We start from the raw sequence: 18,996 nt of genomic DNA on the forward strand, positions 1-18,996 counted from the left end.
CCACCTCCGGTCTGCGCCGTCGCCGGGCATGGTCGTCGGTCGCGCGTTGGACGTTACGACCCCTACCGCGGTTCCCGCCGTGGTGGCGGAAATTCAGACCGCTCGCCGGACCAGCGCCCGGTTCGGGCCCTTGCGCTCCACCAGACCGAACCCGGCGTCGGTGAACATGCCCAGCGTGCCGTGGTACAGGTCGCCGGACCCCTTCTTCGCCCCGCCGGTGTCCACCGGGTAGCCCTCGACGTGCTTCGCGCCGCGCCCGGCCGCGAACGCGACCGCTTCCTCCAGCAGGAACTTCCCCACCCCACGCCGGCGCGCCGTGCGGTGGATGAAGAAGCACGTCACCGACCACGTGTCGGGCGGGAATTCCCCGGCCGCCGCCTTCATGGTCGCCAGTCGCGGGTAGTGGGGCCGGGGCGCGACGGCGACCCAGCCCAGCGCGGTGTCGTCCTCCACCGCGAGCACCCCGAGCGGGTCGCCGAGCCGGGACCGGAGGAACTCGCGGTTGCCGTCGCCCCGCCCGGCCCGCCACTCGGCGCGGTCGCGCAGGAAGAACGTGCACCAGCACCCGGTGACCGCGCCGTTGGGGCCGAACAGCTCGACCAGCAGCGGCCAGGTGTCCGCGGTCAGCTCGACGGCCTTCATCCGCGCAGCGCCCGCACCACCCGGGACGGACTCGGGCGGCCCAGCTTGCCCGCCATCCAGGCGCTGGTGTCGCACAGCTTGTCCAGGTCCACGCCGTGGGCGACGCCCAGGCCGTCGAGCATCCACACCAGGTCCTCGGTGGCCAGGTTGCCGGTCGCGGACTCCGCGTACGGGCACCCGCCGAGGCCGCCCGCCGACGAGTCCACCGTCCGCACGCCCGCCAGCAGCGCCGCGTAGGTGTTGGACAACGCCTGGCCGTAGGTGTCGTGGAAGTGCACGGCGAGCTGGTCCACCCGGTCGAAGCCGCGGATCAGCGCCGTGACCTGGCCGGGCGTGGCGACGCCGATCGTGTCGCCCAGGGAGAGCTGGTCGCAGCCCATGTCCAGCAAGCGCTTGCCCACGCCCACGACCTGCTCGCGCGGCACAGCCCCTTCCCACGGGTCGCCGAAGCACATGGACACGTACCCGCGCACCTTCAGGCCCTCGGCCTTCGCCCGCGCCACCACCGGGTCGAACATCGCGAACTGCTCGTCCAGCGACGAGTTGAGGTTCTTGCGGGCGAACGTCTCCGTGGCGGAGGCGAAGATCGCGATGTGCTCGACGCCCGCCTTCAACGCCCGGTCCAGGCCGCGCTCGTTGGGCACCAGCACCGGGTAGCTCACGCCGTCCCGGCGGTCCAGGCCCGCGAGCAGCTCCTCGGCGTCGGCCAGCTGCGGCACCCACTTGGGGTGCACGAAACTGGTCGCCTCCAGGACCTTCCCGCCCGCGTCGGCGAGCCGGTCGAGGAACTCCAGCTTCACCTCCACCGGCACCACGGAGCTCTCGTTCTGGAGCCCGTCGCGGGGACCGACCTCCCAGATCGTCACGCTCTCCGGCAGCCCGTCGCCGCCGACCCGGTCCGGCAGACCGACCTCACGCGCGCCCATCGCCGACCCTTTCCCCCGGCTGGACATCGTCGTCCGGGTTGTCGTTGATCCCCCGGTAGAGCAGGGAGTGCACCTTCTCCACGCCCGGGATGTCGTCGAACTCCAGCGGCTCGTCGGACGAGGACTCCACCACCAGCGTGCCGCAGCCCAGCGCCCGGTCCGGCAGGCCTTGCGCGAACCGGACGCTGCTGATGCGGCTGAGCGGGATGTCCAGCCCGGTGCGCTTGAGGACGCCTTCCCGGTACATCACGCGGTCGCTGGTGACGATGAAGTGCGTGGTGCGCCACCGCACCACGGGCACGAGCGTCGACCAGACGACCACCGCCAGCGCCAGGACGCCGACGACCAGCCAGGCGACCTGCCCGAAGTCCGTCAGCACGGCCAGGGCGACCACCGCCGCGACCACGACCACGAGCGCGAGGACCGGCGGGACCAGCACCTTCCAGTGCGGGTGCTTGTGGAGCACGACGTGCTCGCCGGGGCTGAGCAGGTCGTCCGGGTAGGCCACGGCGGTCCTTTCGCGTCAGCGCTGGTGGCCCTCACCGTACCCGGAGGTGCACCACGTCCCCGGCGGAAACCGGGTGGTCGACGCCGTGGTCGTCGCGGACCACCAGGGTGCCGTCCACCTCCAGGTCCTGGGCGGTGCCGGAGAGTTGCCCCTCGGACAGGTCCACCCGCACCCGGCGGCCCAGCGTGGAGCACTCGCGGACGTACTCGTCGTACAGGCCGGAGGCGTGCGGGTCGCCCTGGGCGTCGCGCCAGGCCCGTTCGAGGTGGGCCAGCTCGTCGAGCAGGGTGGTGGCGACCTCGGTGCGCTCCAGCGGCCGGCCGGCGTGCTCGGCGAGACTGGTCGGCTCCAGCCCACCCGCACCCGGCTCGATGCCCTCGGGCAGCTCGCCCACGTTCAGCCCGATGCCGACGACGACGGAGTGGTCGGCGGTGATCTCGGCCAACACGCCGGCGGCCTTGCGGTCACCGACGAGCAGGTCGTTCGGCCACTTGAGGGAGGCCTGGACCCCCACCGACGCGGCCGTGCGCACCAGAGCGACCCCGGCGATCAACGTCAACCACGGCAACCGCTGAGCCGGAACCCCTTCGGGCCGAAAAAGCACACTCAGGTAAAGCCCACCACCAGGCGACGTCCACGACCGCCCCCGCCGCCCTTGGCCGGCAGTCTGCTCTTCGGCGATCAACACCGCACGATCGACCTTCTCGGTCCGCAGGTCGGCATTCGTGGACCCCGTAGAGGCGACGACGTCGAGCTTGGCGAAATGGGTGCCGACGAGCCGTTCGCGGAGGACTCCGGCATCAAGTGGCGTGCTCACGCAGTGCAGCCTAGGAGCGACTGTGTTGGACCGCATCGCCTGCGGCGACGGCGACCCGCCCCGCGCGCTGTCGGAGCGGTGTGGAGGCGGGGCGGGTCGCCTGTGATCAAGCCTGCAACCTCCAGCGCGGTAGAGGTCAAGCCCCTTCCAGTGAGCTGGGCTACTCACGGGTACCTCACGTGCCCGGTCTGGTTAAGCTGCCCGTTCATGAGCAGTGCGACCGCCCCCATCGGCGAGGAGCCGGACGTCCACACCACGGCCGGCAAGCTGGCCGACCTGTACCGCCGCAACGACGAGGCCGTGCACGCAGGGTCCGCGCGGGCGGTGGAGAAGCAGCACGCCAAGGGCAAGAAGACCGCCCGCGAACGGATCGAGCTGCTGCTCGACCCCGGTTCGTTCGTCGAGCTGGACGAGCTGGCCCGGCACCGCTCGACCAACTTCGGCCAGGAGCGCAACCGCCCGTACGGCGACGGCGTCGTGACCGGGTACGGCACCGTGGACGGCCGCCCGGTGTGCGTGTTCAGCCAGGACGTGACCGTGTTCGGCGGCTCGCTCGGCGAGGTCTACGGCGAGAAGATCGTCAAGGTCATGGACCTGGCCATCAAGACGGGTCGCCCGATCGTGGGAATCAACGAGGGCGGTGGCGCGCGCATCCAGGAGGGTGTCGTCTCGCTCGGCCTCTACGGCGAGATCTTCCGCCGCAACGTGGCCGCGTCCGGCGTCGTCCCGCAGATCTCGCTGATCATGGGCGCGAACGCGGGCGGGCACGTGTACTCGCCGGCGCTGACCGACTTCGTCGTGATGGTCGACCAGACCTCGCACATGTTCATCACCGGCCCGGACGTGATCAAGACCGTCACCGGCGAGGACGTGGGCTTCGAGGAGCTGGGCGGCGGGCGCACCCACAACACCAAGTCCGGCAACGCGCACTACCTCGGCTCGGACGAGGAGGACGCCATCTCCTACGTCAAGGAGCTGCTGTCCTACCTGCCCGCGAACAACATGTCCGAGCCGCCGGTCTTCGAGGCGCCCGACGACGTGGTCCACGGGTCGGTCGAGGACTCGATCACCGACGAGGACCGCGAGCTGGACACCCTGATCCCGGACTCGGCGAACCAGCCCTACGACATGCACGAGGTCATCACCCGCGTGCTGGACGAGGGCGAGTTCCTGGAGGTCCAGCCGCTGTTCGCGCCGAACATCCTGGTCGGCTTCGGCCGCGTGGACGGCCACTCGGTCGGCGTGGTGGCCAACCAGCCGACCCAGTACGCGGGCTGCCTGGACATCGACGCCTCGGAGAAGGCGGCGCGGTTCGTGCGCACGTGCGACGCGTTCAACATCCCGGTGCTGACCTTCGTGGACGTGCCCGGCTTCCTGCCCGGCACCGACCAGGAGTGGAACGGCATCATCCGGCGCGGCGCGAAGCTGATCTACGCCTACGCGGAGGCCACCGTCCCGCTGGTCACCGTGATCACCCGCAAGGCGTACGGCGGCGCGTACGACGTCATGGGCTCCAAGCACCTAGGCGCGGACATCAACCTGGCGTGGCCGACGGCGCAGATCGCGGTCATGGGCGCGCAGGGCGCGGCGAACATCGTGCACCGCAAGACCCTCGCCACCGCCGCGGCCGAGGGCCAGGACGTCGAGGCGCTGCGGGCGCAGTTGCAGCAGGAGTACGAAGACACGCTGTGCAACCCCTACGTGGCCGCGGAACGTGGTTACATCGACAGTGTGATCCCGCCGTCGTACACGCGCTCCTACGTGGCCCGCGCGCTGTCCATGCTGCGGGACAAGCGCGAAACCCTGCCGCCCAAGAAGCACGGGAACATCCCGCTGTGACCGAGCCGGAGGCCGCTGTGCACCCCGAGACCGAGTCGAACCGCCCCTACCTGCGCGTTGTCCGGGGCACCCCGACGGACGAGGAACTGGCGGCCCTCACGGCCGTGGTGACCACCCTGGGCACACCCCAGACGGAAGAGGAACCCCCACGCCGCTCGGCGTGGTCCGACCCAACCCGCCTGACCCGCCGCCCCCTACCGCACGGCCCAGGAGCCTGGCGCACCTCCGCCCTACCCAGCTGAACACAAGGCCAACACCCGCGCCGCAGGCGCGCGCTCTTCAATGGGCTATCAGCCACAGGAAGGGCCTCGGTTCGTTCCCCGTACGGCCTGGGCGCAGCCCAACCGCGCTTCAGCCTTCTTTGCAACCACGCTTTACCGGTTGCAAAGAAGGCTGAAGGGTGGTTGCCTCCGGCAGGCCGTACGGGGAACGAACCGACGCCCTTCCACCCCCGGGGGCCTGCCGCGCGGCGAGCGCCGCTTTTGATCTTTGCGCTCTTCGCTCTCAGCTTTTGATCTTGAGAACGCGGAGCGCGTCGCTCAAATCGCCCGAAGAAGTCAGCAATCGACGCGCCGACTGGTGACCTGGACGCGATCGCCCAACACCATGACCTCACGACACCGAACCCCGTCGTGCACGTGGTACCGGACGCGCATCCACACCGCCCCGTGCGGCGCGTTCAACGAGGACTCCAGGACTTCCACCCCGTCCGCCGCCACCGCCACCGGCACCCGGGCCGGGTCGCCCTCGGCCCGCGCCGCACCCGTCACGGCCTCCATGACCCGCAGGTCGTCGCGGTCGGCCCGGCTCAGGAACGGCCAGAACGGCACCCCGTACCCGACCGGGTCGGTCGAGACCACCACCGCCGCCACCGCGACCACCAGGGCCGCGGGCACGGCCAGCCACCACCGCCGACCGCGAGCCCGATCGATCCGGCGGACCACCAGAGCCCAGCGCTGCACACCTCCGAGGTTGCCCAACCCACGCGCCGCGCGCATCGGTAGTTCTACGCAGCGCCTCCCCCCACCGCCCTACCGCCACTCGCCCTACCGCCACCTCGACCGGCACCCCCACCGCCACCCGCCCTACGCGGCCACCTCCACCGCCACCCGATCACCAAGCCCGACCAACTCCACCGGCGCCTCAGGCTGCCGAATCACCAACCGCTCCAACGCCGGCAACTCGGCCAACTCGGCCAACTCCGCCGGGTGCGGGATGCCGTAGCACTCGACCGCCCGCAGCCCCGGCCACCGCGACACCCCCAGCAACGACCGCCCCGGCGGCCGGTTGTCCACGGCCAGCACGCGCAACGGCAGGTCCGCCGGGATCGCGGCCAACCCGGTCTCCAGCGCCGGGTGCCGCACGTGCAACGCGTGCAGCCGAGCACCCTTCAAAGTCCGCAGGTCGGCGGGCGTGAAGTGCAGGGACAGCTCCTCCACCCCGGTCCGCGCCAACGGCGACAGGTCCCGCACCCCGGGGCACTGCGTGAGGTGCAACGAGCGCAGCGAACCGTGGCCCGCCAACGGTTCCAGCGACTTCAGCACCTCGTTCTGCATCAGCTCCAGCCGGCGCAGGCCGGGGGCCGCCGCGACCGGGTCCAGCGGCGACCAACCGCCCAGGCAGCGCAGGTGGTGCAGGTGCCGCAGGTGGTGGACGTGCCGGATGCGGTGCCAGCCGCGCAGGTCCACGCGCTGGTCGCCGAAGTCCACCTCGGCCAGCACGGTCCGGGCGTAGTCCTCCGGGTTGGGGGAGTGCCGCCACGCGCGCAGCAGCTCGTCCAGCACCACGGACTCGCCCAGCCCGGTGAACGGCTTGATCTTCTCCAGCACGCCCTCGCCGCCGATCATGGCGATCACGCGCACCACGCACGCGGCCTCGATGTCGGTCAGGCCCTCGGGCGTGTCCGGCAGCAGGTCGCGCACGAACGCGCCCGCCGACGCCAGGGTCTCCGCGGCGGTCATCGTGGTCGGCGGGATGAGCCGGGCCACCGCGCGGCGCACCTCGTCGCGCACGTCGGGCCGCTTGTCCACCCGGCCGACGACGTCGGCGTGCTCGACGGCCGCCGCCGCGAGCAGGTGGAGCAGGTCGGCCACGCGCGGGTCGTGGCGGGCGGCCTGGTTGCCGTCGAGCAGGCCCGCGAGCACCTCGGCGCGCTCGACCGGGCGGGCGTGGGCGACGGCCATCACGACCACGTCGTGCCAGTCGTCGCGGTGGGCGTGGTCGACCAGCGGGCCCAGGTCGCCGGAGTCCACGACCTCCTTGGCGGCCAGGTAGTCGCGGAACGTGCGGTGCACGAACTGGACGTCGCCGTGCAGGGACTCGCGCAGCAGGCCCGTGCGTTCCAGGAACCGTTGCAGCACTTGGGCGGGCTCGGCGTCGTGCGGGCGCAGGCCGCGCATGGCGCTGCCGATCCACTGGCGCGCCTTGGACTTCGCGACGAGCTGGCGGCTGTTGCGCACCAGCGAGTACGCGAACCGTTGCAGCACGACCAGTTGCTCCTCCTTGGAGAAGCCGAACCGGTCGGCGTCCACGTGGACGCCGCGTTGCTCGTCCCAGCGGACCAGCAGCAGGTCCAGGGCGGCGTCGTAGAGGGACTTGCGGTCGCGGGGCAGGTGCATGCCGCCGTCCTGGTGCAGCGCGCACAGCAGCCCGCACAGCAGCGGGCTGGACGCGAGCCGGCGCAGGTCCGCCCGGGTGGCCAGCGTCTCGGCCAGGGTCTGCTCGCACCGGTCGAGCCAGTCGGTGAACCCGGGCTGCTCGGCGCGGGCGGCGTCGTGCCAGGCGGTGAGGAAGTCGCGGACGCCCTTGGCCGACATCGGCAGCAGGTCGTAGGTGGTGAACCGGGCCTCGCCGAGCCAGTTCTCCTCCACCGCCGACGGGCGCGTGGACACCACGTACCGGGCGTCGGGGTAGGCGGCGACCAGGTCCGCCAGCCACTGCCCGGCCTCCGCCCGGCGCTCGGAGCCCAGCTCGTCGATGCCGTCCACCAGCAGCAACGCCCGCCCGTCGCGGAACCGCCCGACGACCCACCGGTCGGGTTTCTCCTCGGCCAGCACGGGCGCGGTGGTGTCGAGGATGCGTTCCGGCGTCGGCAGCGGCCCGTCCGCGAACTGCCGCAACGGCACGAAGAACGGCACCAGCCCGTCGCGCGCGGCGGTCAGGGCGAGCCACCGCAGGAACGTCGTCTTCCCCGCACCCGCCGACCCGCGCAGCAGGACGCGCCGGGCGTCCTCGAACGCGGTCGCGGCGCTGACCCCGGCCCCGGTCAACGCGTCGTCGTCCCGCCCGGTCCGCCGCGCGACGGCCAGGCTGACGTAGGACCGGTCGAACGAGTGCCGCCCGGGTCCGCGCCCGCGGGCGACGCCGAACAGCTCGAACGAGCTGGTCGTCCGGACGACGTAGTCGGCGTAGCGGAGGTCGAAGTCGTCGGCCCGCCGCGCGTCGCGTTCGAGCAGCTCGGTGACGCCGTCGCCGACCCCGACCTGGAGGTCCCGCATGATCCGGTCGACGGACCGCGCCATCTCCGCCAGCCCGGCGCAACACCCGGCCAGCAGCAACTCGTAGGCCGCCCGACCGCCCGCGCTGAACTCCGCGGTCGTGGCGGGCACCCGCTTGGCCAGCCGCTCGGCGTTGACGAGGTCCGCGGGCTCCTTGGCCAACCGCTCCCAGGACACCGCGTTCAGGACGTCCCGAACGGCCTCGACCGCCCGCCGCCACTCGGCGTCGGAGACCCCCGGCAGCTCGGTCCGCCGCAGCCCGACGAGCTCCTCGGCCACCCGCCGGACGACGCGATCGGGCTTGGCCAACGCCCTGATCCGCCGCCGGTCGTCCACGCGGTGCGCCAACCCGCCGACACCGTGCTGGAGCAACCCGTCGAACGCGGTCCCGAACACCGCGCCCAACGCACCCGAAACCGGGTCGACCACCATCCGCGCCTCCCCACGCCAGCGGTGCCGACGCCAGCGTAAGCCGATCACCGGGCACGAAACGGCCACCCACCCGCGACTACGACACAGGGCCGCACACCCGGGCCGCTGACCGGCGGCCTGGTTTCGCGCGTCCGGTCTCGCCGAGCGGTTGTCCGGGGGGCGGGCGTTCCGGGCGCGGGCGTTCCGGGGGCAGGCGTTCCGGGGGCGGGCGTTCCGGCTGCGGGCGTGGCGCGTGGCCCGGTGGTGTCGGTGGAGACCCCCGGTCCGGGCGTTAGGGTTCGGCCGTGCGCTTCGTGCTTGCCTCCGCGTCCCCCGCCCGCCTGAACGTCCTCCGCAGCGCCGGCATCGAGCCCGTCGTCCGCGTGTCCGGGGTCGACGAGGACGCCGTCGCCGCCGCGCTCACCGACCCCACCCCCGCCGAGCTGGTCACCGCCCTCGCCCGCGCCAAGGCCGAGGTGATCGCCGCCGACGAGCAGGACGCCCTGGTCGTCGGCTGCGACTCGATGCTGCTCACCGCCGACGGCGAGGTCCAGGGCAAGCCCGGCACCGTCGAGAACGCCCGCGCCCGCTGGCGCAAGATGGCCGGCACCACCGGCACGCTGCTCACCGGCCACGCCGTGCTCAAGGTCGAGGACGGCCGGGTCACCGACGGCGTCGCCGACCACGAAGCCACCCACGTCCGGTTCGGCACCCCCTCCGACGCCGAGCTGGAGGCCTACCTCGCCACCGGCGAACCGCTCCAGGTCGCGGGCGCGTTCACGCTCGACGGGCTCGGCGGCTGGTTCGTCGACGGCATCGACGGCGACCCCTCCAGCGTGATCGGCATCAGCCTGCCCCTGACCAGGCGATTGCTGCGCCGGTTGGACGTCGTCGTGTCCGACATCTGGTAGCCGTTGTCACATTTCCGCTGAACCGGGAAGCTCCACCCAGGGACATCGCGTTGGGGGAGCCGATGAACGCATTTTTGACGCGCCGTCGCCACATCGACTTCGGCCGCAGGCAGAACACGGGCTGTCACGCGCAGTAGCCGCCCGCCGAGCCCTGCGCACCCGAAAGAAGTCGACATGTCGTTCATCCGCACGTACACCAAGCCGAAGGTCTTCGGCGTCACCGTCCTCGCGGCCCTCGTCCTGGGCGCGCTGGCGGGCTGGGTGGCCAAGTCCACCCGCCAGACGTGGCTGACCACCACCCTGGAGAAGCTCGGGGACGTCTTCACGAGCCTGCTCCAGTTCACCGTCATCCCGCTCGTGTTCACGGCGATCGTCGTCGGCATCACGAGCCTGCGCCGCCTCGGCGGCCAGCGCGCCGCGCGCCTGGGCGGCAAGACCCTGCTCTGGTTCGCGATCACCTCGCTGATCGCGGTCCTGATCGGCCTCGCCATCGCGGTGGTCTTCAAGCCGGGCACCGGCGTCCAGGTCGAACCGACGGAGGCCGCGCTCAAGCGGCTCGCGAGCCGCGAGGGCGGGTCGTGGTCCACCCTGCTGGACACGCTCGTCCCGTCGAACCTGTTCTCCGCCTTCACCGAGGGCGAGGTGCTCCAGGTCGTGTTCATCGCGATCCTGGTCGGCTTCGCCGCGTACGCGCTGGGCGAGCGGGCCGCGCCGTTCGTCACCCTGACCCGGTCGGCGTTCGACCTGGTGCAGAAGATCGTCGGCTGGATCGTGCTGCTCGCCCCGATCGGCGTGTTCGGCCTGATCGGGACGGCGTTCGCGACCTACGGCAACGACTTCGTCCGCCCGCTGTTCAGCCTGATCGCGACCGTGTACGGCGGGACGCTGCTGGTGCTGTTCGTGGTGTACCCGGTGCTGCTGCGGTTCGTCGGCCGGGTCAGCCCGGTGACGTTCTTCTCGAAGGCGTGGACGGCCATCCAGTTCGCGTTCGTGTCCCGCTCGTCCGGCGCGACGCTGCCGCTGAGCCGCCAGACCGCCGCGAACCTGGGCGTGGACGACGACTACGCGTCCTTCGCCGTCCCGCTGGGCACGACCACGAAGATGGACGGTTGCGCGGCGGTGTACCCGGCGATCGCGACGGTGTTCATCGCGAACCTGTTCGGCATCGAGCTGGGCCTGTGGCAGTACGTGGCCATCGTGGCGGTCGCGGTGTTCGGCGCGCTGGCGACGGCGGGCACGACCGGGTGGTTCACGATGCTGACCCTGACCCTGGGCGCGGTGAACCTGCCGCCGGAGGTCATCGCGACCGGCGTGGCCGTGGTGTACGCGATCGACCCGATCCTGGACATGGTGCGCACGGCGACGAACGTGGCCGGCCAGATCACGGTCCCCGTCCTGGTCGCCCGCTCCGAGGGCCTGCTCGACGACGAGGTCCTCAACGCCCCCAGCACGCCCCCGCTGCTGTCCGACCGGCGCGAGGCCGTGCCGGCCTGACCCCGCGAGAGCCGCACCGACGCACCCGGCCCGACACGCCCCCACGTCGAAGGGCCGGGTGCTCGGCGGTTGGGCGGGTGCTCGGCGGTTGGGCGGGTGCTCGGCGGTTGGGCGGGTGCTCGGCGGTTGGGCGGGTGCTCGGCGGTTGGCCGGGTGCTCGGCGGTTGGCCGGGTGCTCGGCGGTTGGCCGGGTGCTCGGCGGTTGGCCGGGTGCTCGGCCGTTGGCCGGGTGCTCGGCCGTTGGCCGGCTGGTGGGCGGGGTGTGCTGCCGGGCTACTCGCCGCAGGGGCGCAGCTGGTTGCGGGCGGGTTGGACCGCGGGCCAGCCCGGGAGTTGGGACGCCTCCGGCACGACCGCCGTGCAGCCCAGGTCCGTCGACGGCCCCACCAGCGAGAACACCTGCGCGAACCGGCGCGCGCAGTCCACGCCCGGGGCGCACGCGCGCTGCACGGCCACGACGTCCGCGACCCCGTCCGCGTCCACGTCGTGCAGCCCCAGGTAACCACCGCCGGCGACGTACGGGACCTGCGCCCGCGACCACGCCCCCGACCGGCGGACCAGGACCTCGCCCAGCACCTCCGACCGCGCCGGACCGCGGACCAGGCACACCGCCACCTCCGCGTCCACGCACTCCAGCGACCCGTCGGTGATCGCGGCGCCCTGCTCGGCGATGGTCAGCTCGAAGATGTTCCGGCCGGACGCGCCGTTCGTGCTGATCCGGCCCGCGCCCTGGCCCGGCCCGCCGACGCCCGCGGCCTGGCCGACCAGGACCGCCACCGTGTCGCGCCCCACGTCCGCGCTCACCACCACCTGGCAGGCGGTCGGGCCGCAGCGCAGCTCGTCCTGGGTCGGTGAAACCCCCCGTTCGGCGGTGTCGTCGGGCCGCAGTGACCAGGCGAAGACCATGCCTGCCGCCGTGATGGCCACGGCCAAGCAAGCTGTGAGCAGCGCGGGGAGGTTCGGACGTGACACGATCGCCGATTGTCCCACCCCGACGTGAGCTGTCTCTCCACCACGTATTACTGACCAGTCACTAAACTGCCGAGCCATCACTCCACATCAGCGCTGCCAGGAGGTAGGACGTCGTGTCGCTGCGCAAGGTCCTCGTCGCCAACCGCGGTGAGATCGCCGTCCGGGTCATCCGCGCTTGCAAGGACGCCGGTCTGGCCAGCGTCGCCGTCTACGCGGACCCCGACCGCGACGCACCGTTCGTCCGGCTCGCCGACGAGGCGTTCGCCCTGGGCGGCAGCACGCCCGGTGACAGCTACCTCTCGTTCGACAAGCTGCTGGACGTCGCCAAGCGCTCGGGCGCGGACTCGGTGCACCCCGGTTACGGGTTCCTGTCCGAGAACGCCGACTTCGCGCAGGCGGTCCTCGACGCGGGTCTGATCTGGATCGGGCCGACCCCGCAGGCCATCCGCGACCTGGGCGACAAGGTCACCGCCCGGCACATCGCGATGCGCGCCGGCGCGCCGCTGGTGCCCGGCACCAAGGACCCGGTGTCCGGCCCCGACGAGGTCGTCGCGTTCGCGGAGGAGCACGGGCTCCCCGTCGCGATCAAGGCGGCGTTCGGCGGCGGCGGGCGCGGGCTCAAGGTCGCGCGGACGTTGGAGGAGATCCCCGAGCTGTTCGACAGCGCCGTGCGCGAGGCGGTCACCGCGTTCGGGCGCGGCGAGTGCTTCGTCGAGCGCTACCTGGACAAGCCGCGGCACGTCGAGGCGCAGGTGCTGGCCGACCAGCACGGCAACGTGATCGTCGTCGGCACCCGCGACTGCTCGCTGCAGCGCCGCCACCAGAAGCTGGTCGAGGAGGCGCCCGCGCCGTTCCTGACCGACGAGCAGCGCGCGAAGATCCACTCGTCGGCGCGCGCCATCTGCAAGGAGGCCGGCTACCACGGCGCCGGCACCGTCGAGTACCTGGTGGCGCTGGACGGCACGATCTCGTTCCTGGAGGTCAACACCCGCCTCCAGGTCGAGCACCCGGTGTCGGAGGAGACCGCGGGCATCGACCTGGTGCGCGAGCAGTTCCGCATCGCCGCCGGTGAACCGCTGCGCTTCACCGAGGACCCCACGCCGCGCGGCCACTCGATCGAGTTCCGCATCAACGGCGAGGACGCGGGGCGCAACTTCCTGCCCGCGCCGGGCGCGGTGACGACGTTCATCGCGCCGTCCGGCCCGGGTGTCCGGGTGGACGCGGGCGTGGAGAGCGGCACGGTCATCGGCGGCCAGTTCGACTCGCTGCTGGCCAAGCTGATCGTGACCGGCGAGGACCGGACGCAGGCGCTGGAGCGGGCGCGGCGGGCGCTGGACGAGATGGTCGTCGAGGGCATGGCGACGGTGCTGCCGTTCCACCGGCTGATCGTGCGCGACCCGGCGTACGTGGGCACGGAGGACGGGTTCACCGTGCACACGCGGTGGATCGAGACCGAGTTCGACAACACCATCCCGCCGTTCACCGACGGCGCGGAGGCCGAGGAGGACGAGCCGCGCCAGACCCTGGTGGTCGAGGTCGGCGGCCGGCGGCTGGAGGTGTCGCTGCCCGGTGGCCTCGCCGCGGGCGCGCCGGTGGCCAAGGGCGGCGGGGCGAAGGCCAAGCCGCGCAAGCGGGCCGGTGGCAAGGGCGGCGCGGCGGCGTCCGGTGACGCGGTGGCGGCGCCGATGCAGGGCACCATCGTGAAGGTCGCGGTCGAGGACGGTCAGCAGGTCGAGGCGGGTGACCTGATCGTCGTGCTGGAGGCCATGAAGATGGAGAACCCGGTGACCGCGCACAAGGCCGGCGTGGTGACGGGGCTCGCGGCGGAACCGGGCGCCACGGTCACCCAGGGCACCGTTCTTTGCGAGATCAAGGAATAAGCTCTGGTCCGTGGGCGAACGGGACATCCGGATCGGTGACGCCGAGCGGCAGCGGGCGATCGAGCTGCTCGGCGAGCACCTGTCCGAGGGCCGGCTGGACGTCGACGAGTACGGCGACCGCACCGCCCGGGTGACCGCCGCCAAGACCCGCGGCGAGGTGCTGGCGCTGTTCGACGACCTGCCCGAGCCACACCCGCGGTTCGCGCAGGTCGCGCCCTTGCCTTCGGTGACGCCGGTGCGTTCCGCGGCGGGCGGGGTGGACCGGTCCTCGGCGGACCGGCGGTGGATGCAGGTCGCCGTGCCCGCGGTCGGGTTGCTGTGCGTGGCGCTGTTCTTCCTGGTGCGCAACCCGTTGGTGTTCTTGCTGGTGCCCGCCGTGGCGTTGATCGTGGGGCGGATGGGCAACCGTTGACCCCCTACCTGCTGCTGGTCCTGCACGACCGCGACGAGGCGGAGGCGCTGGCCAAGACGCTGGCGGCGGAGGGCTGGACCCCGTGCACGGTCCACAAGGACCTCCTGGCCGGCGAGGACGACGCCGAAGACGCGGACTGGCTGGTCGAACTCGCCACGGCCCCGGACGGCACTCCGGCCCACACCCACCGCGCGTCCCTGGAGTCGCTGGCCGAACACCACGACGCCTTCCTCACCGACTGACGACCACCCGCCCCACCCGTCACCGCGCCCCACCTGTCGCCGCACCCCGAGCCCGGCTACCGTCGCACCATGGAGCCGGTCGACCTCAAGGCGGACGGGTTCGTGCTCAACCAGCTCACCCCCGCCGACGCACCCGCCCTCCTCGCCGCCGTCGACGACGACGCCATCGGCCGTTGGCTGTCCGGCTACCGGCTCCCCGACGAGCAGGCCGCCCGGGCGTTCATCGGCTACCGCGCCTGGCAGTGGGCCGCCGACCAGCGCTGTTCCTGGGTCGTCCGGGACGACGCCGGGGCCATCGCGGGCGAGGTGTGCCTGCGCGACCTCGACCACCACGATCGCAACGCCCTCGCCGTCTGCTGGACCGCCGCCACCCACCGGGGTCGCGGCGTGGCCGTCGCCGCGCTCGGCGCCGCCCTCCGGCACGGCTTCGACGTCGTCGGCCTGCACCGGGTCGGCTACCGGCACTCCGTCGCCAACCTCGCCTCCCGCCGCGTGGCGGAGAAGTGCGGCTTCACGCTGGAGGGCACCCTGCGGGGCGCGGAGATGGTGCACGGCGTCCACCACGACCTCCTCCAGTGGTCGCGGTTGGCCACCGATTAACCTCCCGGGGCATGGAGCCGGTCGAGATCAACGCGGGCGAGCACTACCTGCGCCAGTTGCGGGTGGACGACCGGATCGACGACCGGCACACCCTCGCCCAGCGGTTCGGGTCGCTCGACCGCGCCGGGGAGCACATCGCGCTCCGGGCGAACGAGTGGGAAACCGACGCCGGCTGTTCGTGGGCGGTGTGTGAACAGTTGTCGAACACCGCGGTCGGCGAGGTGGCCGTGAAGTCCACCGGAGAGCTGTTCTGCTGGATCTCCCCGGACCACCGCGGAAAGGGGATCGCGACCGCCACCGTCCAAGCGGTCGCGGGCTTCGCGTTCGGATTTCTCGACCTCGGAACGCTCTTCTGCACCCCCTGCGACAAAGCCGCGGAACGCGTTGCGCAAAAATGCGGTTTCACGGCAGGCAGTTCACACGGCGTGTGGACCCGGCTACGGTAGGTGCGCATGAGGGCTGCTCGCACGGTCACCGCGCTGCTCGCGCTGGTCGCCACGGCGTGCACGCCCCTGCCCGAGAAGAAGGCCGACGGGCGGGTCGACGAACCGCTCCCCGTCACCACGACGACGGTCCCGCAGTTGCCACCGCGACCCCGGGACCTGCCGCTGGACCAGGTGGACCCCTGCGCGGTGCTCAGCGAGGAGCAGCGGCTCCAGCTCAGCCTCGACAACCCGCCCAGCCCCTACGTCGAAACGAGCTTCGGCAACGCGAAGGCCTGCACCATGCGCAGCGGCATCAGCGGCAACGTGGTGCGGCTTGCGCTGGTCACCGTCGAGGGCGTCGCCGTCTGGCTGTCGGAGAACGCGCAGGTGGAAGCACAGCCCACCACTGTCGGGGGATTTCCCGCGCTGACCGTGCGCACCCCGGGCCTGGAGGAGGTGTGCAACGTCGAAGTGGACGTCGCCCAAGGCCAGTTCCTGGACGTGATGTTCCGCGACGGCGGTAACAAGACGAAGGTGTCCCAGGACATTCTCTGCCAAGGAGCACAACGGGTGGCAGAAGCCGCTGTCGCCGGTTTGCTGCAACGCGGCTGACCCACGCGGGGGAAGTGCGCTCCGCCCACTCCCCGCTGTCGGACCGTGTGGCTAGAGTGACCATGCTGACGCGCGAAACGCGAAGACGGGGAGGTCGTCCATGCCGTCGGAAGACCACGGCCACGGCGCGGACACGGGCACGCCACCACCGCCCCTGTCGCAGACGCTGAGCGTCGAGCCCAACGCCATCCCGAGCCTGCGCAGCGCGTTCGCGGGCGCGCTGACCAAGCTCGACAAGCAGATCGAGCTGGCCATCACCGAGGTCCGGGTCCGCCCCTGGGCCGGTGACCCGGTCAGCCAGGACGCGGCGGAGAAGTTCAACGAGCGCTCGCTGGAGTCCGGCGACTCGGCGCTCACCGCGTTGCAGAACTACCAGCAACAGCTCAAGGGCGCGATGGACGCCCTGACCCTGGTCGAACGGCAGTACCAGGCGATCGAAGACGACAACACCGGGTTGATGGGGCAGCAGGGCGGCTGCTGAGCCCGCCGCAGGCGAGGGGAATCTTCATGCCCGAGGGCCACCGCTGGAGCGGGTACAGCCACGAAGAGCTCTACCAGAAGATCAACTCCGGGCCCGGCCCGAAGGCCTCGCACGCCTCGATGGAGCGCTGGGAGGGCGTCTCGGCCGCGTTAGCCGAGATCAACGCCGAGCTGCACACCGGCATCGTGGGCTCCGGCGCGAAGTGGGAGGGCTCGGCCGCCGACCAGGCGCGCGGCGGCATGAACCCGCTGGCCGCCTGGGCCGACGAGGCGCGCGGCGGCGCGGAGGTCATGCGGCTGTCCGCCGAGCTGCAGGCCGACCACATCGCCAAGGCCCGCGCCGACATGCCGCCGCCGGTCAAGGTGACCGCCGAGGACCCGGGCACCGTGCTGACCGCGCTGACCCACCTGGTCGGCCAGCAGACCGACCACGAGCTCCAGGAGAAGGTGCGCAACGCCGCCGAGCAGCGCGCCCGCGAGGTGATGACCACCTACGCGTCCTCCACCACCTCCAACGTCACCACCCTCGGCCAGTTCCACCAGCCGCCGCAGCTCGTGATCACCGCCTCGGACGTGGTGCGCACCGACGGGGCGGGCGTGACCCCGGGCCACGGCTTCCACAGCGGCGTGCGCGGCGGCGGGCGCGGCTACGGCGGCGGGCGCGGCCGGGGCTGGAACCGCGGCGGCGCGGTGCCCGGGACCCGGCCGACGGCCCCGCAGCCCACCGGCGCGGGCACGACCGTCTCCGGCGCCACCCAGGCCGGCTCGACCACGCGCCCCACCAGCCTGCCGGCGAGCGCGTCCGCCCAGTCCGGCACGACCACGTTCGGCCCCGGCGGCGTCATCGGCGGCAGCGCCGACGGCAGGCAGCAGGACCGCCGCAAGTCCGCCGCCGCCGCCGACACCACGACCGAGCAGCACAACGCCCAGTCCGCCACCGAGCAGCAGCTCACCGGCCGGTCCAACGGCACCACGGTGGTCAGCTCGGCGGAGTTCGGCGCGCTCGCCACCACCGCCAACGCCCAGCACGTCGCCGCCGGGGCCGGCACCGCGAGCGGTGTCCTCGGCGCGGCGCAGCAGGGCAGCGGCGACACGGTCCACAAGCGCGCCACGGCCGTGCCCGTGCAGCAGGCGTTCGACCCGTTCGGCGGGCTCGGCGCGGGCCGCGCGGACGACGAAGAGGATGCCGAGCACGACGGCGCGGACTACCTTCGGGAAACTGACGACATCTACGGCCTCGGCGGGCACATCTCGCCGCCGGTGATCGGGGAGAGCACGACCCGCTGATGACGACGTTCGGTCTGGACCTGGGCACGCACGACGTGCGCGAGCCCGTCACCATCTCGGCCCTGGAGTTCGACGTGCTCTGGGAGCACCTGCGGCTGGAGACCATGCCGCTGGTGCTCAAGGTGCCCTCACCGGGCAAGACGCACGCCGAGCGGGCCGACCTGGAGCGGCGGGCGTGGGCGGGTCTGGAGAGCCGCGGCCTGGGCCGGCCGGTGGCGCTGGACCCGATGCTGGAGGACCTCCTGCACCTGCTCAACCGGCCGCAGCGCGAGGTGGACGGCCGGTTGTGGCTGGGCCGCAGCGTGCGGGTGCTGGCGGCGGCCAAGGGCCAGTCCGCCGTGCTGGCCGTGCTCGACGGCGACCAGCTCACCCTGCGCCCGGCCTCCGCCGAGGGCCTGCCCCGCGAGGCGCTGTCGGTGCTGCCGGCCGCCCCGCCCGGACCTGGCCACTCGGTGACGCTGCCCAGCGCGGACCTCGACGCCGCCGCGGCCGCCGCCGGCACCCCGGACAAGCTGGAGGCCGCGCTGCGCGAGCGGGGTGTCCGGCAGGACGACGCCAAGGTGCTGGCGGACATGTTCAAGGACGCCGGCAACCGCGGCCAGTTCGGCGCGGCGGTGCGCGACAAGTGGGGCAAGCGGGTCCGCCCCGAGCACGTGGTGGCGTTCTTCGACAACCCGAACGGCCGGTACGTCCAGCTGCGCCGCGCCACGCCGGGCCAGCAGCCGTGGAGCACGGTCTCGCCGACCGACCCGCGCCGCCTGGTCCAGCACGTCTCGGACCTCCTGCCACCCCCCTGACCGGGTGAACCCGGTACGAGGACCGGTCGGTCGGCCCTCGGTTCCGGCATGACCCTTGGCGTCCACCTGCGCACCGACCTCGTCCGGTTCGGGCCGCGCGTGCTGGTCGAACGGCACCGCGCGCTCGACCCCCGCACCCGCTGCGCGGCGGTCCTCCTGCACGCCGGCCCGACGGCCGTGCTGTGCCGGGAGACCGCGCTGTTCCTGCACGGCTGTGCGACAAGCGCGGGCACCGTGCACGTCC

At 72.5% G+C, this 18,996-nt stretch carries 20 protein-coding genes; 13 read left to right on the top strand and 7 right to left on the bottom strand.

What is annotated here, in order from left to right:
• Positions 1 to 93: 93 nt before the first annotated feature.
• From AB0A74_RS24410 to AB0A74_RS24425, 4 genes are read right to left on the bottom strand one after another with little or no spacing between them, the layout of a single operon-like run.
• On the bottom strand, positions 94 to 642 hold the full coding sequence (locus tag AB0A74_RS24410; RefSeq protein ID WP_358252810.1) for a GNAT family N-acetyltransferase: 549 nt from the start codon (positions 640 to 642) through the stop codon (positions 94 to 96).
• Complete coding sequence (locus tag AB0A74_RS24415; RefSeq protein WP_358252812.1) at positions 639 to 1,568, bottom strand: hydroxymethylglutaryl-CoA lyase; 930 nt, start codon at positions 1,566 to 1,568, stop codon at positions 639 to 641. Before AB0A74_RS24415 ends, AB0A74_RS24410 begins: the two co-directional genes overlap by 4 nt.
• Positions 1,555 to 2,076: a PH domain-containing protein gene (locus tag AB0A74_RS24420; protein WP_358252813.1), complete on the bottom strand. Its 522-nt coding sequence runs from the start codon at positions 2,074 to 2,076 to the stop codon at positions 1,555 to 1,557. The genes AB0A74_RS24415 and AB0A74_RS24420 overlap by 14 nt, the downstream gene beginning before the upstream one ends.
• A gap of 31 nt (positions 2,077 to 2,107) precedes the next feature.
• The gene (locus tag AB0A74_RS24425) at positions 2,108 to 2,929 is read right to left on the bottom strand and encodes a biotin--[acetyl-CoA-carboxylase] ligase (RefSeq protein WP_358252815.1); all 822 of its coding nucleotides are present in this window, start codon (positions 2,927 to 2,929) and stop codon (positions 2,108 to 2,110) included.
• Between the two features lie 171 nt (positions 2,930 to 3,100).
• On the opposite strand from AB0A74_RS24425, the gene AB0A74_RS24430 reads away from it, so the two are divergent.
• Together AB0A74_RS24430 and AB0A74_RS24435 are read left to right on the top strand one after the other, a co-directional pair.
• Complete coding sequence (locus AB0A74_RS24430) at positions 3,101 to 4,732, top strand: acyl-CoA carboxylase subunit beta (protein WP_358252817.1); 1,632 nt, start codon at positions 3,101 to 3,103, stop codon at positions 4,730 to 4,732.
• Positions 4,729 to 4,974, top strand: a complete 246-nt coding sequence (locus AB0A74_RS24435; RefSeq protein WP_358252818.1) for an acyl-CoA carboxylase subunit epsilon — start codon at positions 4,729 to 4,731, stop codon at positions 4,972 to 4,974. Before AB0A74_RS24430 ends, AB0A74_RS24435 begins: the two co-directional genes overlap by 4 nt.
• 315 nt (positions 4,975 to 5,289) lie before the next feature.
• Here AB0A74_RS24435 and AB0A74_RS24440 read toward each other — a convergent pair whose 3' ends face one another.
• Both AB0A74_RS24440 and AB0A74_RS24445 read right to left on the bottom strand, forming a co-directional pair.
• On the bottom strand, positions 5,290 to 5,694 hold the full coding sequence (locus AB0A74_RS24440; protein ID WP_358252820.1) for a hypothetical protein: 405 nt from the start codon (positions 5,692 to 5,694) through the stop codon (positions 5,290 to 5,292).
• A gap of 123 nt (positions 5,695 to 5,817) precedes the next feature.
• Positions 5,818 to 8,661, bottom strand: coding sequence for an NACHT domain-containing protein (locus tag AB0A74_RS24445; protein ID WP_358252822.1), 2,844 nt, complete (start codon positions 8,659 to 8,661; stop codon positions 5,818 to 5,820).
• Positions 8,662 to 8,945: 284 nt separating this feature from the next.
• Between AB0A74_RS24445 and AB0A74_RS24450 the strand changes: the two genes are divergently transcribed.
• Together AB0A74_RS24450 and AB0A74_RS24455 are read left to right on the top strand one after the other, a co-directional pair.
• On the top strand, positions 8,946 to 9,551 hold the full coding sequence (locus tag AB0A74_RS24450; protein ID WP_358252824.1) for a Maf family protein: 606 nt from the start codon (positions 8,946 to 8,948) through the stop codon (positions 9,549 to 9,551).
• Positions 9,552 to 9,725: 174 nt separating this feature from the next.
• A complete protein-coding gene (locus AB0A74_RS24455) occupies positions 9,726 to 11,045 on the top strand; it encodes a dicarboxylate/amino acid:cation symporter (RefSeq protein WP_358252826.1) in 1,320 nt (439 codons plus the stop codon).
• A gap of 273 nt (positions 11,046 to 11,318) precedes the next feature.
• Here the strand turns inward: AB0A74_RS24455 and AB0A74_RS24460 are convergent, their stop codons facing one another.
• Positions 11,319 to 12,017: a hypothetical protein gene (locus tag AB0A74_RS24460; protein WP_358252828.1), complete on the bottom strand. Its 699-nt coding sequence runs from the start codon at positions 12,015 to 12,017 to the stop codon at positions 11,319 to 11,321.
• A 113-nt stretch (positions 12,018 to 12,130) separates the two neighbouring features.
• On the opposite strand from AB0A74_RS24460, the gene AB0A74_RS24465 reads away from it, so the two are divergent.
• The 9 genes from AB0A74_RS24465 (at position 12,131) to AB0A74_RS24505 (ending at position 18,752) form a co-directional block, all read left to right on the top strand.
• A complete protein-coding gene (locus AB0A74_RS24465) occupies positions 12,131 to 13,897 on the top strand; it encodes an acetyl/propionyl/methylcrotonyl-CoA carboxylase subunit alpha (protein ID WP_358252830.1) in 1,767 nt (588 codons plus the stop codon).
• Between the two features lie 10 nt (positions 13,898 to 13,907).
• Positions 13,908 to 14,309 carry a DUF1707 domain-containing protein gene (locus AB0A74_RS24470; RefSeq protein ID WP_358252832.1) on the top strand — a complete coding sequence of 134 codons (402 nt, stop codon included), beginning with the start codon at positions 13,908 to 13,910 and terminating at the stop codon, positions 14,307 to 14,309.
• On the top strand, positions 14,306 to 14,551 hold the full coding sequence (locus AB0A74_RS24475; RefSeq protein ID WP_358252834.1) for a hypothetical protein: 246 nt from the start codon (positions 14,306 to 14,308) through the stop codon (positions 14,549 to 14,551). The genes AB0A74_RS24470 and AB0A74_RS24475 overlap by 4 nt, the downstream gene beginning before the upstream one ends.
• 69 nt (positions 14,552 to 14,620) lie before the next feature.
• Positions 14,621 to 15,151, top strand: a complete 531-nt coding sequence (locus AB0A74_RS24480; protein WP_358252835.1) for a GNAT family protein — start codon at positions 14,621 to 14,623, stop codon at positions 15,149 to 15,151.
• An 11-nt stretch (positions 15,152 to 15,162) separates the two neighbouring features.
• A complete protein-coding gene (locus AB0A74_RS24485) occupies positions 15,163 to 15,597 on the top strand; it encodes a GNAT family protein (RefSeq protein WP_358252837.1) in 435 nt (144 codons plus the stop codon).
• Between the two features lie 6 nt (positions 15,598 to 15,603).
• Positions 15,604 to 16,188, top strand: a complete 585-nt coding sequence (locus AB0A74_RS24490) for a DUF3558 domain-containing protein (protein ID WP_358252839.1) — start codon at positions 15,604 to 15,606, stop codon at positions 16,186 to 16,188.
• A 100-nt stretch (positions 16,189 to 16,288) separates the two neighbouring features.
• Positions 16,289 to 16,669, top strand: a complete 381-nt coding sequence (locus tag AB0A74_RS24495) for a transcriptional regulator (RefSeq protein ID WP_358252841.1) — start codon at positions 16,289 to 16,291, stop codon at positions 16,667 to 16,669.
• A 26-nt stretch (positions 16,670 to 16,695) separates the two neighbouring features.
• On the top strand, positions 16,696 to 17,955 hold the full coding sequence (locus AB0A74_RS24500) for a PPE domain-containing protein (RefSeq protein WP_358252842.1): 1,260 nt from the start codon (positions 16,696 to 16,698) through the stop codon (positions 17,953 to 17,955).
• Positions 17,955 to 18,752 carry an ESX secretion-associated protein EspG gene (locus AB0A74_RS24505; protein WP_358252843.1) on the top strand — a complete coding sequence of 266 codons (798 nt, stop codon included), beginning with the start codon at positions 17,955 to 17,957 and terminating at the stop codon, positions 18,750 to 18,752. The genes AB0A74_RS24500 and AB0A74_RS24505 overlap by 1 nt, the downstream gene beginning before the upstream one ends.
• Positions 18,753 to 18,996: the final 244 nt, after the last annotated feature.

It is taken from the genome of Saccharothrix sp. NPDC042600 (genome assembly GCF_040647305.1).
Classification (GTDB): domain Bacteria; phylum Actinomycetota; class Actinomycetes; order Mycobacteriales; family Pseudonocardiaceae; genus Actinosynnema; species Actinosynnema mutabilis.